The following is a 13990-nucleotide window of genomic DNA, read 5'->3' as shown; positions in this document are numbered from 1 at the left end:
GTGTGGTCCTGGGGGCTCCCGGGGAGCCCGGGTCACCAGGTGATCGGCAGCTCGTGGACGCCGTAGATGAGCATCTCGCCGCGGAAGCGGACCTCCTCGAACGGTACGGTCAGGCGCAGTCCGGGCAGTCTGCGCAGGATGGTGGCCAGCGCGATCTGCAACTCCAGCCGGGCGAGCGGCTGCCCCAGGCACTGGTGGGCGCCGAAGCCGAAGGCCAGGTGGCGGCGGGCGTCGCGGGTCAGGTCGAGCTCGTCGCCGTCGGGGAACTCCCGATCGTCCCGGTTGGCGGTGTTGACCATGCAGATGACGCCCTCGCCCGCCGCGATCCGCACGTCGCCCAGGTCGACGTCCTCGGTGGCGACCCGGGTCACGCCGGAGTGCACGATGGTCAGGTAGCGCAGCAGCTCCTCGACCGCGCCGGGCACGGACTCGGGGTGCTCGCGCAGGTGGGCGAGCTGGTCGGGGTTGCGCAGCAGGGCGAGCACGGAGAGCGCGGTCATGTTCGCCGTGGTCTCGTGTCCGGCGATCAGCAGCAGCCGGCCCATGTCGCCGATCTGCTGGGTGCTCAGCTCGCCGCGCTCCACCAGGCGGCTGAGGATGCCGTCGTCGGGGTGGGTGCGCTTGGTCTCGGTGAGTCCGATCAGGTAGTCGACCAGCTTGGCCTGGGCGTCGGCGACGTCCTCGGCGGCGGAGTCGCGGCGCAGCAGGACGCGGCTGCACTCCTGGAAGAAGTCGTGGTCCTGGTAGGGGACGCCGAGCAGCAGGCAGATGACCAGGGACGGCAGCGGCAGGGCGAACTCGTGGACGAGGTCGGCGCCGGAGCGTCCGTCGGTCATCCGGTCCAGCAGGTCGTCGGCGATCCGCTGGATCTCCGGGCGCAGCGCCTCGACCTTCTTGATCATGAACTCGCCGGTCAGCATCCGGCGGAAGTGGGTGTGCTCCGGGGCGTCCATCCGGATGATGGTCGGCCGCCCGGTGTTCAGCTGCCGGGCGCCCGCGCTGATGAACGGGTAGCCGGGCCGGGTGGAGTCGGAGCTGAACCGGGCGTCGGAGAGGACGGCCTTGACGTCCTCGTGACGGGTGACCAGCCAGCTGGTGGAGCCGTCCCACAGGGTGACGCGGCTGACCGGCTCCTCCTGCCGGGCCTGGTCGTACGCGGGCGGCGGGGCGAACGGGCAGGTGCCGCGGGCGGCGGGGTGGGTGAATCGGGGGGTCTTCTCGGCGGTGGCCATCGGTGGATCCCCTTCCGGGAGTCGAGCCGTGGGCACCTAGTTACGTGCCCAAAGCAACTAACTGAAAGTCACGCTAACTCGCGTTCCGTGGTGGCGAAAGGGCGGATCGGGTGACGGCCGAAACTGTCCGAAACCCGGCGCCGCCTCCCCGTCCCGGCCGCCGCCCGGACCGGATCGCTACAGTTCCCCCATGTCGGACGAAGAAGATGCCGAAGACGACCGGACCACCGCCTGCGGGCCGCAGGGCCCGAACGGCCTGGACGGCCTGGAGGACGTCCTGGCCACCCTGGCCTACCTGCTGACACGGTCACAGGAGCACGAGCGCCGCACCGCCAAGGCCGGCATCACCGCCGCCCGCTCGGACGTCTACCTGCTGCGCGCGCTCGCCGAGCGCGCGGAGGCCAGCCGGGTGAGCGACCTGGCCGACCGCCTGATGGTCAAGCCCTCCCACGTCACCCGCCAGATCGACCGCCTCCAGGGCCAGCAGCTGGTGGAACGCAGCCAGGACACGCAGGACCGGCGGGCCCGCCAGGTGGCCATCACCCGCGGCGGACGGGAAGTGCTGGACCGCCTGAAACAGGCCAACATCATCGGGCTCGCCGACGCGCTGGACGGCATCCCCGAGGCGGACGTCGTCACCACCGCCACCGTGCTGCGCCACCTCATCGACCGGTACGTGCACCGGGTGCGCGCCACGGGGGCCGACGACGACCCGCTCCCGGACCGGACGGACGGCGCCGCCGGCGCACCGGCTCCGGCCACGGGGCCCAGAACGGCCGCGTACCAAGGCGGTTGAGCCGGGGGAGCGCCCGGGTACGTCCTCCGGCATGTCGGACGAGAAGAACCGCGCCGTGGCCGAGGCGATCCTCCCGCTGGTCGGCGGCGCCGCCAACATCCGCTCGGTCGCCCACTGCATGACCCGGCTGCGGCTGGGCCTGGCGGACCGCGCCCTGGTCGACACCGAGGCGCTCCGGGCGCTGCCGGAGGTCCTGGGCACGGTCGAGGACGACACCTACCAGATCGTGCTCGGGCCCGCCGCCGTCGCCGGGGTCACCGAGCGGCTGCGCCGGCTCCTGGAACCCCCCGGCCCGGCGGCCGCCCCCACCGCCGAGGACCTCGCCGGGCGCGGCGAGCGCATCCGGGCCCAGGGCCGGGTGCGCAACGCCACCCCGGTGAAGCTGGCGCTGCGCCGGATCGCGAACATCTTCGTCCCGCTGATCCCCGCCCTGATCGGCTGCGGGATCGTCGCCGGCCTCTCCGGGGCGCTCGCCAACCTCGGCTGGGCACCGGCGCTGGTCACCGCCCTGGGCCCGGTCTCCTCCGGGTTCATGTCGCTGATCGCGGTCTTCGTCGGCTACAACACCGCGAAGGAGTTCGGCGGCACGCCCGTGCTCGGCGGCGCGGTGGCCAGCGTGATCGTCTACGCCGGGGTCGCCAAGGTGGAGGCCTTCGGCCACCACCTCACGCCCGGTCAGGGCGGCGTGGTCGGCGCGCTCGGCGCCGCACTGCTGGCCGTCCACCTGGAGCGCTGGACCCGTCGGCTGGTGCCCGCAGCCCTGGACGTCCTGGTCACCCCCACCGTCACCGTCCTGCTCGGCGGGCTGGCCGCGCTGTTCGGCCTGATGTACGTCGCCGGGGAGGTCTCCACCGCCATCGGCCACGCCGCCACCTGGCTGCTCGCCCACGGCGGCCTGCTCGCCGGACTCGTGCTCGGCGGCCTCTTCCTGCCGCTGGTGATGCTCGGCCTGCACCAGGCGCTGATCCCGATCCACACCACCCTGATCCAGCAGCAGGGCTCCACCGTCCTGCTGCCGATCCTCGCCATGGCGGGCGCCGGACAGGTCGGCTGCGCGGTGGCGGTCTACCTGCGGCTGCGCCACAACGCCTCGATCCGGGCCACCATCAGGTCCGCGCTCCCGGCCGGCCTGCTCGGCGTCGGCGAGCCCCTGGTCTACGGTGTCACCCTGCCGCTGGGGCGCCCCTTCGTCACCGCCTGCGTCGGCGGCGCGGCCGGCGGCGCCTTCATCGGGGTGGCCGGACAGCTCGGCGACGCCGTCGGCTCCACCGCCATCGGCCCCTCCGGCTGGGCCCTCTTCCCGCTCCTGGCCGGCCCGCACGGACTCCTCGCGAGCGCCGCCGTCTACGGCGGCGGGCTGCTGACCGGCTACCTCGCGGGCTTCCTCGCCACCTGGTTCTTCGGCTTCACCCGCGAGACCCTCGCCGAGTACAACGCCGTTGCCCCGGAGGGGGGTTCGGAGTAGCCGCCGGGCCGCCGCCGAAGGGGATCGGCGGCGGCCCGGCGGTCAGGTGGCCAGGAAACGCTCCCGGTGGACCTGTTCGGCCGGCACCCCTGCGGAAGCGGCGGTGCGCAGCACGGCGTCGACCAGGGGCGGCGGGCCGCAGACGTACAGGTCCGGTGCGGCGCCGCCGAGTTCGGGCAGGGCGGCGGCGAGCAGGTCGGCCGGGGTGCCGGTCGGGCCGGACCAGTCGGGGCCGGGCCCGCGGACGCAGACCTCGTACCGGAAGCCGGGCAACTCGGCGGCTACGGCGGCGAGTTCGTCCAGTCCGAAGACGTCCCGCGGCTCGTTGACGCCGAGGAACAGCCGGGCGGGTTGCGGATCCCGCCACTCGGCCATCCGGCGGACCATCGCCAGCAGCGGGGCCAGGCCGGTGCCGCTGGCCAGGAACCAGCGCGGCCGCAGGCCGGTCTCGTGCAGGCCGAAGGCGCCCTGCGGGCCGTGCACGGTGAGCCGGTCGCCCGGGCGGGCCCGGTCGGCGAGGTAGCAGGAGAAGTGCCCGCCCTCCCGCAGCCGGACGTAGAACTCCAGCCGGCCCTCCCAGTTGCCGGTGTTGGCGGGGGAGTAGGCGCGCTTCACCTCGCTGCCGGGTGCCTGGAGCTCCATGAACTGCCCCGGGTCGAACTGGCAGTCCGGGTCGTCGAGGCGCAGCTCCAGCCGCACGGTGTCCGGGGTGGCCTGGTCCACCGCCGTGACGGTGGCCGCGCGGACCGGGACGGCGCCGTACAGGACGCGGGCCTGCTCGTACGGCAGGGCGGCGGTCAGCGGACCGCGCGGGAAGGTGCGGCAGAGCAGCACCTCGCCGCGCTCGCGCGCGTCCGGCGGGAGGGCCTGGTCACTGTGCGGCCCGAGGTCGTACGGTCCGTCGGTGACGGAGGCGTGGCAGGAGCCGCAGGTGCCCCGGCGGCAGGAGGCGGGCAGGGCTGCGCCGGCCTCCGCCGCGGCCTCCAGGACGCTGTGGCCGGGGGCGCAGTCGAACTCCAGTCGGCCGCCGTCGCTGGTGGTGAGGGTGACGGGGTGGGCGTGCCCCGCGCTCACGACGCCGTCCGTTCGAGCGCGGCGGCCAGGTCGGCCGCCGGGTCGCCGGCCACCCGCAGGCCGAACCGCTTCACCAGTTCCTCGACCAGGGCGGGGGTCAGGAAGCCGGGCAGCGAGGGGCCGAGGTGGATGTCGCGGATGCCCAGCGCGAGCAGGGTGAGCAGCACCGCGACGGCCTTCTGCTCGGTCCAGGACAGCGCCAGGGTGAGCGGCAGGTCGTTGATGTCGCACTCGAAGGCGTCGGCGAGCGCGGTGGCGATCCGGATGGCGGAGTAGGCGTCGTTGCACTGGCCGAGGTCGAGCAGCCGGGGCAGGCCCGCGATCTCGCCGAAGTCGTGCCGGTTGAAGCGGTACTTGGCGCAGCCGAGGGTGAGCACCACGCTGTCGCGGGGCGCGCCGAGGGCGAGGTCGGTGTAGTAGTCGCGGCCGGGGGTGGGGCCGTCGCAGCCGCCGATCAGGAAGAAGTGCCGGATGTCGCCCTGCCGCACCGCGTGGACGACCTGGTCGGCGACCGCGAGCACGGCGTCCCGGCCGAAGCCGACGGTGACGGCCTCCTCCTCGGCGGCGGTCTCCGGGAACCCGGGCAGGGCGTGGGCGGCCTGGATCAGCGGGCGGAAGTCGTGGTCGGCGAGGTGCCGGACGCCGGGCCAGCCGACCGGTCCGGCGGTGAAGATCCGGCGGCGGTAGGCGGCGTGCGGCTCGATGACGCAGTTGGAGGTCATCAGGACCGGGCCGGGGAAGGCGGCGAAGTCCCGCTGCTGGTCCTGCCAGGCGCCGCCGTAGTTGCCGGCCAGGTGCGGGTGGGCCTTGAGCAGCGGGTAGGCGTGGGCGGGGAGCATCTCGCCGTGGGTGTAGACGTTGATGCCCTGGCCCCTGGTCTGCACCAGGAGGGCCTCCAGGTCCCGCAGGTCGTGGCCGCTGACCAGGACGGCCTTTCCGGCGACCGGGGTGGTGCGGACGGCGGTGGGCCGCTGGGGCCCGTAGGTGCCGGTGTTGGCGGCGTCGAGCAGTTCGATCGCCGCGAGGTTGAGCCGGCCGAGGCCGACGGCGCGTTCCAGCAGCTCGGCGGGGTCGGTCGGCTCGCCGGCCAGGTAGGCGAGGGCGTCCTCGACGCCGCCGAGCACCTCGGCGCTGCGGCGGCCGAGCACGTCGGCGTGGTGGGCGTAGGCGCAGATGCCCTTGAGCGCGTAGAGGTGGAGTGCGCGGAGCCCGACCACCTCGGGCCCGACCAGGGGGAGCCCGATGTCCACCCGGACGCCCGAGGCCTGGCCGACCAGGGCGCCGGGGTCCGCGGCCGGGGCCCAGGCGGCCGGGCCGGTGAGCGTCTCCGGCTGCTGCCCGGCGGCGCGCGCGGCCCGCTCGTACCGGTCCCTGGTCCGGTTCCGGACGCCGACGGCCAGCTGGATCAGGGCGGCGAAGCGGGTGGGGTTGAAGTTGACGTTGGTGAGCGTGGTGAAGAGCGCGTACAGGACGAAGGCCGCCGCCTCGTCGTCCGGGTCGCCGAGGGCGCGAGCCTTGGCGGCGTACTGGGAGATGCCCTTGACCGCGTGGATCAGCAGGTCCTGGAGGTCCGAGGTGGGGGAGTCCTTGCCGCAGTTGCCGATCGGACCGGCGCAGCCGGGGGTGGCGCCGGTGCGGTCGGTCTGTTCGCACTGGTAGCAGAACATGCGGGTCCTCCGGGGACTCGTGGTGTCGTTCGGTGGCGGCGGGCGGACGGGGCCTCGACGAGTCCAGGATGGGGCCGCCGTTGACGGCGCGTCAGGGCCGGAGGGCCCCAATCCGGGGTCGGGAGACCCAGTCGCCCCGGCGTCCGCCGCGTCCGATCGGGTGTACGTGTGCGGCGTTCAGACGAAACGGCTGGCGGGTCGCCGCTGCTCGGGGCTCCGACGAGAACACTCCGAGGGCTGTTGTTCGGTTCATATGAGGAAAGGACTGTGGTGAAGCCCAGTCAGAATCAGGCGACCGCCGTCGGCTGGAGACGAAGGCTCGGCAGGGTCATGGGATCCGCCCTGGCCCTGACGCTCGTCCCCTTCGGCATGTCGCTCATCGCACCGTCGGCCGCCCAGGCGGCCGGCCTGCCGGGCGGCCTGGGGCCCTGCCTGGGCGCGGACTGTCCGGCGACGTTCCCCCCGGTCAACAACGGTCCCTTCGCGGGCCGCGACGCCGGGGTGAACGTCTTCGTCGGCGGCGACTTCAACGTCCGGGGCTCGGCCGCCGAGGCCGAGGGGCACGTGGTGACCCTCGGCAACTTCGACATGAGCAAGGCCGCCGGGGTCAGCTCCGTGTACAACATCGGCATCGTCGGCGTCGGCTCGCGCGTCCCCCCGCCGAACGGCGCGGACTTCCTCACCGCCGGCGGCAACGTCACCGTGGCCCCGGGGCAGTCGCTCCTGGCCGAGGGCGGCGTCGTCCGCTACGCGGGCGCCACCACGGGCACCGTCACCGGCACGAAGGTCCACGACCCGCAGGCCGTGGCCGCCTACGCGCCGCTGCGCGGCGAGCTGCAGACCGCCAGCGCGTGCTACGCCGGGACCGGCACCCCCCGCCCGGCCACCGGAACCGCCGTCAACCAGGGGTACCAGACCCTGTTCACCGGTGACGGCACCTCCGCCCTCCAGGTCTTCAACGTCGACTTCGACATCGTCGGCCGCGGCGGCGGCACCCAGGGGGTCACCTTCGCCGGCATCCCCGCGAACGCGACCGTCCTGGTCAACCTCGTCGGCGACGCCCGCACCATCAACACCTACAGCGGCAGCCTCGCGGACACCGACCCGTGGAACCAGCTGCGCGAGCGCCTGCTGTGGAACTTCCCCACCGCGACGACCGTCACCCTGACCGGCTCGGGGCAGTTCCAGGGCAGCGTGCTGGTCGGCAACCCGGCCAGCACCGCCACCATGAACCTGCCCGGCCTGAACGGACGGTTCTTCACCACCGGCTCGCTGCTGCACAACTCCGGTCTGGGCATGACCGGGACCGAGTTCCACGCCTACCCCTTCAACGGCGACCTCCCGGAGTGCGGCAACCCGCCAGCCCCCACCGGCTCGACCAGCGTGACCAAGGTCGACTCGGCCACCGGGCAGACCCTGGCGGGCGCCACCTTCCAGCTGTGGAAGGAGAGCAACGGCGTCGCCGGCCTGCAGACCACGGGAACCACCCCGGACACCAAGGTCGGCGCCCCCTGCACCACCGGGCGCAACGGTGTCTGCTCCACGGCCGACCTCCCGCTGGGCACCTACTACTGGGAGGAGACGGCGGCGCCGCCCGGGTACGACCTGCCCCAGCCGCCGGTGACGACCGTGGTCCTCGGCACGAACGGGCAGACCGTCCCGGTCACCGTCCAGGACACCACGAGCCCGGTCGTCGAGACCGGGTCCACCAGCGTGACCAAGGTCGACTCCGCCACCTCGCGGCCGCTGGCGGGGGCGACCTTCCAGCTGTGGCACGAGACCAACGGCGTTCCGGGGCTGCAGACCACGGGGGCCAATCCCGACACGGCGGTCGGCTCCCCGTGCGTCACGCCCGCGTCGGGCGTCTGCTCGGCGTCCGGGCTCCCGCTGGGCACGTACTACTGGCAGGAGACGGCGGCGCCGCCCGGGTACGACCTGCCCGGGCTCAACGTGACCACGGTCGTGCTGAACACCAACGGGCAGAGCGCCCCGGTCACCGTCGCCGACACCCCGGCCGCCGCTCCGACCGCCTCGACCAGCGTGACCAAGACCGACTCCGACAGCGGGCAGCCCCTGGCGGGGGCGACCTTCCAGTTGTGGCGTGAGACCAACGGCGTCGCCGGTCTGCAGACGTCCGGGGCGACCCCGGACACGGCGGTCGGCTCCCCGTGCGTCACCCCGGCCTCCGGTGTCTGCTCGGCGTCCGGCCTCCCGCTGGACACCTACTACTGGCAGGAGGTCTCGGCGCCCGACGGGTACGACCTGCCCGACCTCAACGTGAACACCGTCGTGCTGGACGCGAACGGGAAGAACGTCATGGTCACCGTCGCCGACGCCAAGACCATCGCTCCCACCGGGTCCACCTCCGTCACCAAGACCGACGCGGCCACCGGACAGCCGCTGGCGGGGGCGACCTTCCAGCTGTGGCACGAGACCAACGGCGTGGCCGGTCTGCAGACCACGGGGGCCAATCCCGACACGGCGGTCGGCTCCCCGTGCGTCACGCCCGCGTCGGGCGTCTGCTCGGCGTCCGGGCTCCCGCTGGGTACGTACTACTGGCAGGAGACGGCGCCGCCGCCCGGGTACGACCTGCCGCAGTCCGCGGTGACGACCGTCGTCCTCGACACCAACGGGCAGGACATCCAGCTCCCCGTCCAGGACACCCACTCGACCGCCCCCACCGGGTCCACCTCCGTCAAGAAGACCGACGCCGCCACCGGACAGCCCCTGGCGGGCGCCACCTTCCAGCTCTGGCACGAGACCAACGGCGTTCCGGGGCTGCAGGCCACCGGCCCGAATCCGGACACGGCCGTGGGCTCCCCGTGCGTCACGCCCGCGTCGGGTGTCTGCTCGGCGTCCGGGCTCCCGCTGGGCACGTACTACTGGCAGGAGACGGTGCCGCCGCCCGGGTACGACCTGCCGCAGTCCCCGGTGACGACCGTCGTCATCGACCTGGGCCGGCCGAACGTCCAGGTCCCCGTCCAGGACACGCAGACGCCGACCGCCCCGAGCGGGTCCACCTCCGTCAGGAAGGTCGACGCCGACAGCGGGCAGCCGCTGGCGGGCGCCGTTTTCCAGCTGTGGCGGGAGACCAACGGCGTGGCCGGTCTGCAGACCACGGGGGACAACCCCGACACCGCCGTCGGCCCGCCGTGCACGACCCCCGCGTCGGGCGTCTGCTCGGCGGACCACCTCCCGCTGGGCACCTACTACTGGCAGGAGGTCTCCGCACCCGAGGGCTACAACCTGTCGCGGCCCTCGGTGACCAGGGTCGAGCTGACCGGGGACCACGCGTGCGTGACGGTCACGGTCGAGGACAGCAAGTGTCCGCCGCCGCCGTGCCCGCCCACCCCCTGCCCGCCGGGCGACGAGTGGAGCCCGTACGTGCGCTTCACGCCCGTGCCGGGCTTCCTCTGGGGCGCGAACGCCTGACCGCATGACCGGCCCGTGCCCGCCGAAGCCTCCGCGCTTCGGCGGGCACGGGCCCGCCCGGACGGCGCCCCGGACGGCCCAGGGCCCTACGATGGCGCCATGAGCGGGAGCCTTCAGGTGTCAGGTGCGCACCATGCGCAGGAGCGACGGGACGACGAGCGGCTGGAGGCCGCGGCCGGCATCCTGGCGCTGCTCGCGGACCGCACCCGGCTCGCGCTGCTCCAGCGGCTGAGCGCCGGCGAGGCCGACGTGACCACGCTCACCGAGGCGGCCGGAGCCCCCCGGACCTCGGTCAGCCAGCACCTCGGCAAGCTCCGGCTGGCGGGCCTGGTCACCACCCGCAAGGACGGCCGGCGCGTCGTGTACGCGCTGCGCCACGGCCATCTGCGCCGGCTGGTCGACGAGGCGCTGAGCGTCGCCGACCACCAGATCGGCGAGCTCCCGCCGCACGACTGAGCGGATCCGTACCGGCCCGTGCCCTCCGGGGTGCGGGCCGCTTTCCCGGCGCCGCCTTCCCCTCGTCGCCTTCCGGGCCGCTTTTCCGGTCAACATGTGCACATGCGTGCACATGTTGACCTATCCTGGACGTGTCGTCCTACCGCGTCCAGTCCGAGCGGGGTCCTCATGCTCTCCGTGCTGCGCAACCGCACCTATCTGCACCTGTTCGCCGCCCAGATCGTCGCCCTGGTGGGCACCGGCCTCGCCACCGTCGCGCTCGGCCTCCTCGCCTACGACCTCGCCGGGGCGGGCGCCGGATCCGTGCTCGGCACCGCGCTGGCGATCAAGATGCTCGCGTACGTCGGCATCGCCCCGGTGGTCACCGCGCTGGCCCACCGCATCCCGCGCCGGCGGCTGATGGCGGCCTCCGACCTCACCCGGGCCGCCGTCGCCCTCACCCTGCCCTTCGTCACCGAGGTGTGGCAGGTCTACGTCCTGATCTTCGTCCTGCAGTCCGCCTCGGCGGCCTTCACCCCGGCCTTCCAATCGGTGATCCCCGAGGTGCTGCCCGAGGAGCGCGAGTACACCCGCGCCCTGTCGCTGTCCCGGCTCGCGTACGACACCGAGAGCCTGGTCAGCCCGGTACTGGCGGGCGCCCTGCTCGCGCTGATCAGCTACAACTGGCTGTTCTGGGGCACCGCCGCCGGGTTCCTCGCCTCCGCCGCCCTGGTGCTCTCGGCCGTGCTGCCCAAGCCGCTGCGGCCGGAGCCGCTTCGGTCGGTGCGGGAGGGGGCCGGCGACGGCGTCCTCGCCAGGTCCGTCCGCGGCACCCGGCTGTTCCTCGCCGTGCCCCGGCTGCGCGCGATGCTCGCCCTGGACCTGGCGGCGGCCGCCGCCAGCGCCATGGTGATCGTCAACACCGTCGTCTACGTCCGCGGCCAGCTCGGCCGCCCCGCCACCGACGTCCCGATCGCGCTCGGCGCCTACGGGGCCGGGTCGATGGCCGTGGCGCTGCTGCTGCCCCGGGTGCTGGACCGGGTGCCGGACCGGATCGTCATGCTCCCGGCGGCCTTCGGCATCGTCGGGCTCTTCGCCCTGCTCGCCGTGCTCACCGCCGCCGGGCCGGGCGCCTGGCGCTGGCCCGTCCTGCTCACCGTCTGGGCCGTCCTCGGCGCGGCCGGCTCGCTGATCCTCACCCCCACCGGCCGCGTCCTGCGCGACTCGGTGGCCGCCGAGGACCTGCCCGCCGTCTTCTCCGCCCAGTTCTCCCTCTCGCACGGCTGCTGGCTGCTCACCTACCCCCTGGCCGGCTGGCTCGGCGCCACCCTGGGCCTCACCGCGGCCGCTGTCGCCCTCGGTGCCGTCGCCCTGGCCTCCGGCCTGCTGGCCGCCCGCGCCTGGCGCGGGGTGCCGGGGGCGGCGGCCGCGGCCACGGTCGCGGCGAGCGGGAAGCGGGGCGTCGCCGTCACCCGTTGACCGGACGGGCAGCCAGGGGCCGGGGCTCGCGGGGGCCGGTCGAGCCCCCGCACGCTCTTGTCATGCGCAAGTTTGACGGGGTGTTACCAGCAGGTAGTCTCTGGGTGTCTCGTAGGCGAACAGCACGACGCCTGCCACGTTCTGAAGGATCCTCACGTGTACCGACCCGGCTCCCGCCGACCCCGCCGCGCCCTGCGCGGCGCCCTCGCCGCCGTCGCGGCCAGCACCCTGATCACCGTCCTGTCGGCCGCGCCGTCCCACGCCGCCCCCGCCCCCGCACAGGGCGCGGACACCACCCACATCGACGCCGTCGAGCAGGTGCTGCGCCAGGTGTCGCCCGGACTGGAGGGCACCGTCTGGCAGCGCACCGACGGCAACGCCCTGGCCGGCGCCGACCAGGCCGGCGGCCCCGCGAACTGGCTGTTCCAGACGCCCGGTTGCTGGGGCGACGCCACCTGTGCCGACCGGCCCGGCACCCGCGCGCTGCTCGCGAAGATGACCGCCGACGTCTCCGCCGCCACCCGGACCGTCGACGTCTCCAGCCTCGCGCCGTTCCCCGACGGCGGGTTCGAGGACGCCCTGGTCGCCGGGCTCAAGGCCTCGGTCGCCGCCGGGCACCGCCCGGTGGTGCGCATCCTGGTCGGCGCGGCGCCGCTGTACAACGCCAACGTGCTGCCGTCGCGGTACCGGGACGACCTGGTCGCGAAGCTCGGATCGGCCGCCCCGTCGGTCAGCCTCAACATCGCCTCGATGACCTCCTCGCGCACCGCCTTCTCCTGGAACCACTCCAAGCTCCTGGTGGTCGACGGACGCACCGTCCTCACCGGCGGCATCAACGGCTGGAGCAAGGACTACCTCGACACCTCGCACCCCGTCTCGGACGTCGACCTCGCGCTCACCGGCCCCGCCGCGACCTCCGCCGGCCGCTACCTGGACACCCTCTGGGAGTGGACCTGCGGCCGGACCGGCCTCCTCGACAACGCGTGGTTCGCCTCCTCGGACGGCGGCGCCTGCCGCCCGTCGATCGAACGCGAGCTCAACCCGTCCGCGCCCGCCGCCGGGAACGTCCCGGTGATAGCCGTCGGCGGCCTCGGCGTCGGGATCAAGGACGCGGACCCCTCCTCCGGGTACCGGCCCGGTCCCGTCCCCGGGGCGGCGGACGCCAAGTGCGGCCCGCTGACCCTGCACGACAACACCAACGCCGACCGCGACTACGAGACCGTCAACCCCGAGGAGAACGCCCTGCGCGCCCTGGTCGGCAGCGCCCAGCGGCACATCGAGATCTCCCAGCAGGACCTGAACGGCACCTGCCCGCCGATCTCGCACTACGACTCCCGGCTCTACGACACGCTGGCCGCCAAGCTGGCCGCCGGGGTCAAGGTGCGGATCGTGGTCAGCGACCCGGCCAACCGGGGCACCGTGGGCAGCGGGGGCTACTCGCAGATGAAGTCCCTCGCCGAGATCAGCGACGTCCTGAAGGCCCGGCTCACCGCGCTCACCGGCGACCGGGGCAAGGCCGACGCGGCCCTCTGCGGCAACCTCCAGCTCGCCTCCTTCCGTGCGGCCCCCACCGCCACGTGGGCCGACGGGCACCCGTACGCGCTGCACCACAAGCTGGTCGCGGTCGACGACTCGGCCTTCTACATCGGCTCGAAGAACCTGTACCCGGCCTGGCTGCAGGACTTCGGCTACATCGTCGAGAACCGCAACGCGGCCGCGCAGCTCGACCGCGACCTGCTCGGCCCCGAGTGGAAGTACTCGCAGGCCGCCGCGACCGTCGACTGGTCCACCGGGACCTGCCGCGCCTGAGGTCGAGGCCTGAGGTCCGACGCCTGATGGCCGGCCGGCGGGTTCCCTGCTCGGGCCGCCCGGGGCGGGCGCTGCTCATGGCGGCGCCCGCCCCGCTCTGCTCTCACCCGGGGGGCTCCCGCCGTCTCCCGGTCGGGAGTCGCGGGAGCTACGCCCGCACGAACCCGTGGCTGCGCTCCACCTTCGCCACGTGCAGTGTGTAGTTCTGGTACCAGTCGGCCCGCCCGCGCTTCTGCGCGGCGCGGTGCTCGGCGTTGGTCCGCCACTCCGTGAGGGCGTCGGCGTCGCGGAAGTACCCGACGGTGATGCCCAGTCCGCCGGGCGTCTGCGCGTGGTCCATCCCCAGGTACCCGGGGATGTCGTTCACCAGCTCTTCCATGCGGGCGTTGGTCTCGCTGTAGTCGCTCTGGTCCTGCGTCCGGACCGTGGTGAAGACGGCGACGTAGTACGGGGGTTCAAAGGCCTGGACGGGTGCGACGGGTGCTTCGGAGTGATCACTCATGCCGCCACCGTAGGGCGGCACGCGTCCGGTGATCCAGTGTCTTTACCGAACGGTGGGACAAGGGTTCGGGATCTTGACCGAAGCCGTCCGGGCCCTCCC

General features: G+C 73.8%; 10 protein-coding genes. 6 read left to right on the top strand and 4 right to left on the bottom strand.

The window, feature by feature from the left end; genetic code table 11:
* Window positions 1-32: 32 nt before the first annotated feature.
* A complete protein-coding gene (locus ACLWS4_RS30495; RefSeq protein WP_416875809.1) occupies window positions 33-1232 on the bottom strand; it encodes a cytochrome P450 in 1200 nt (399 codons plus the stop codon).
* Between the two features lie 190 nt (window positions 1233-1422).
* On the opposite strand from ACLWS4_RS30495, the gene ACLWS4_RS30490 reads away from it, so the two are divergent.
* Both ACLWS4_RS30490 and ACLWS4_RS30485 read left to right on the top strand, forming a co-directional pair.
* Window positions 1423-2028 (top strand): MarR family winged helix-turn-helix transcriptional regulator, encoded by a 606-nt coding sequence (locus ACLWS4_RS30490; RefSeq protein WP_380742468.1) that lies wholly within the window; start codon window positions 1423-1425, stop codon window positions 2026-2028.
* Window positions 2029-2059: 31 nt separating this feature from the next.
* The gene (locus ACLWS4_RS30485) at window positions 2060-3493 is read left to right on the top strand and encodes a PTS transporter subunit EIIC (RefSeq protein WP_416875808.1); all 1434 of its coding nucleotides are present in this window, start codon (window positions 2060-2062) and stop codon (window positions 3491-3493) included.
* 42 nt (window positions 3494-3535) lie between these two features.
* On the opposite strand, the gene ACLWS4_RS30480 is transcribed toward ACLWS4_RS30485, so the two are convergent.
* Together ACLWS4_RS30480 and hcp are read right to left on the bottom strand one after the other, a co-directional pair.
* Window positions 3536-4567: an FAD-binding oxidoreductase gene (locus ACLWS4_RS30480; protein WP_416875807.1), complete on the bottom strand. Its 1032-nt coding sequence runs from the start codon at window positions 4565-4567 to the stop codon at window positions 3536-3538.
* On the bottom strand, window positions 4564-6234 hold the full coding sequence (gene hcp, locus ACLWS4_RS30475; RefSeq protein WP_416875806.1) for a hydroxylamine reductase: 1671 nt from the start codon (window positions 6232-6234) through the stop codon (window positions 4564-4566). Before hcp ends, ACLWS4_RS30480 begins: the two co-directional genes overlap by 4 nt.
* Window positions 6235-6564: 330 nt before the next feature.
* Between hcp and ACLWS4_RS30470 the strand changes: the two genes are divergently transcribed.
* The 4 genes from ACLWS4_RS30470 to ACLWS4_RS30455 all read left to right on the top strand — a co-directional run bounded on the left by ACLWS4_RS30470 (window position 6565) and on the right by ACLWS4_RS30455 (window position 13389).
* On the top strand, window positions 6565-9666 hold the full coding sequence (locus ACLWS4_RS30470) for a SpaA isopeptide-forming pilin-related protein (RefSeq protein ID WP_416875805.1): 3102 nt from the start codon (window positions 6565-6567) through the stop codon (window positions 9664-9666).
* A 99-nt stretch (window positions 9667-9765) separates the two neighbouring features.
* Complete coding sequence (locus tag ACLWS4_RS30465) at window positions 9766-10122, top strand: ArsR/SmtB family transcription factor (protein ID WP_049654374.1); 357 nt, start codon at window positions 9766-9768, stop codon at window positions 10120-10122.
* A gap of 168 nt (window positions 10123-10290) precedes the next feature.
* Window positions 10291-11580, top strand: a complete 1290-nt coding sequence (locus tag ACLWS4_RS30460) for an MFS transporter (protein ID WP_416875804.1) — start codon at window positions 10291-10293, stop codon at window positions 11578-11580.
* 156 nt (window positions 11581-11736) lie between these two features.
* Complete coding sequence (locus ACLWS4_RS30455; protein ID WP_416875803.1) at window positions 11737-13389, top strand: phospholipase D-like domain-containing protein; 1653 nt, start codon at window positions 11737-11739, stop codon at window positions 13387-13389.
* A gap of 148 nt (window positions 13390-13537) precedes the next feature.
* On the opposite strand, the gene ACLWS4_RS30450 is transcribed toward ACLWS4_RS30455, so the two are convergent.
* Window positions 13538-13891, bottom strand: coding sequence for an antibiotic biosynthesis monooxygenase family protein (locus tag ACLWS4_RS30450; protein ID WP_380781778.1), 354 nt, complete (start codon window positions 13889-13891; stop codon window positions 13538-13540).
* Window positions 13892-13990 lie beyond the last annotated feature (99 nt).

It is taken from the genome of Kitasatospora sp. SC0581 (genome assembly GCF_048159585.1).
Classification (GTDB): domain Bacteria; phylum Actinomycetota; class Actinomycetes; order Streptomycetales; family Streptomycetaceae; genus Kitasatospora.
This window is presented reverse-complemented; position numbering and strand designations above follow the sequence as displayed.

What these genes read in the sequence shown, in the direction of transcription:
- ACLWS4_RS30495 (WP_416875809.1), bottom strand. Translation starts at nt 1,232, where the DNA reads ATGGCCACCGCCGAGAAGACCCCCCGATTCACCCACCCCGCCGCCCGC.
- ACLWS4_RS30490 (WP_380742468.1), top strand. Translation starts at nt 1,423, where the DNA reads ATGTCGGACGAAGAAGATGCCGAAGACGACCGGACCACCGCCTGCGGG.
- ACLWS4_RS30485 (WP_416875808.1), top strand. Translation starts at nt 2,060, where the DNA reads ATGTCGGACGAGAAGAACCGCGCCGTGGCCGAGGCGATCCTCCCGCTG.
- hcp (WP_416875806.1), bottom strand. Translation starts at nt 6,234, where the DNA reads ATGTTCTGCTACCAGTGCGAACAGACCGACCGCACCGGCGCCACCCCC.
- ACLWS4_RS30470 (WP_416875805.1), top strand. Translation starts at nt 6,565, where the DNA reads ATGGGATCCGCCCTGGCCCTGACGCTCGTCCCCTTCGGCATGTCGCTC.
- ACLWS4_RS30465 (WP_049654374.1), top strand. Translation starts at nt 9,766, where the DNA reads ATGAGCGGGAGCCTTCAGGTGTCAGGTGCGCACCATGCGCAGGAGCGA.
- ACLWS4_RS30460 (WP_416875804.1), top strand. Translation starts at nt 10,291, where the DNA reads ATGCTCTCCGTGCTGCGCAACCGCACCTATCTGCACCTGTTCGCCGCC.
- ACLWS4_RS30450 (WP_380781778.1), bottom strand. Translation starts at nt 13,891, where the DNA reads ATGAGTGATCACTCCGAAGCACCCGTCGCACCCGTCCAGGCCTTTGAA.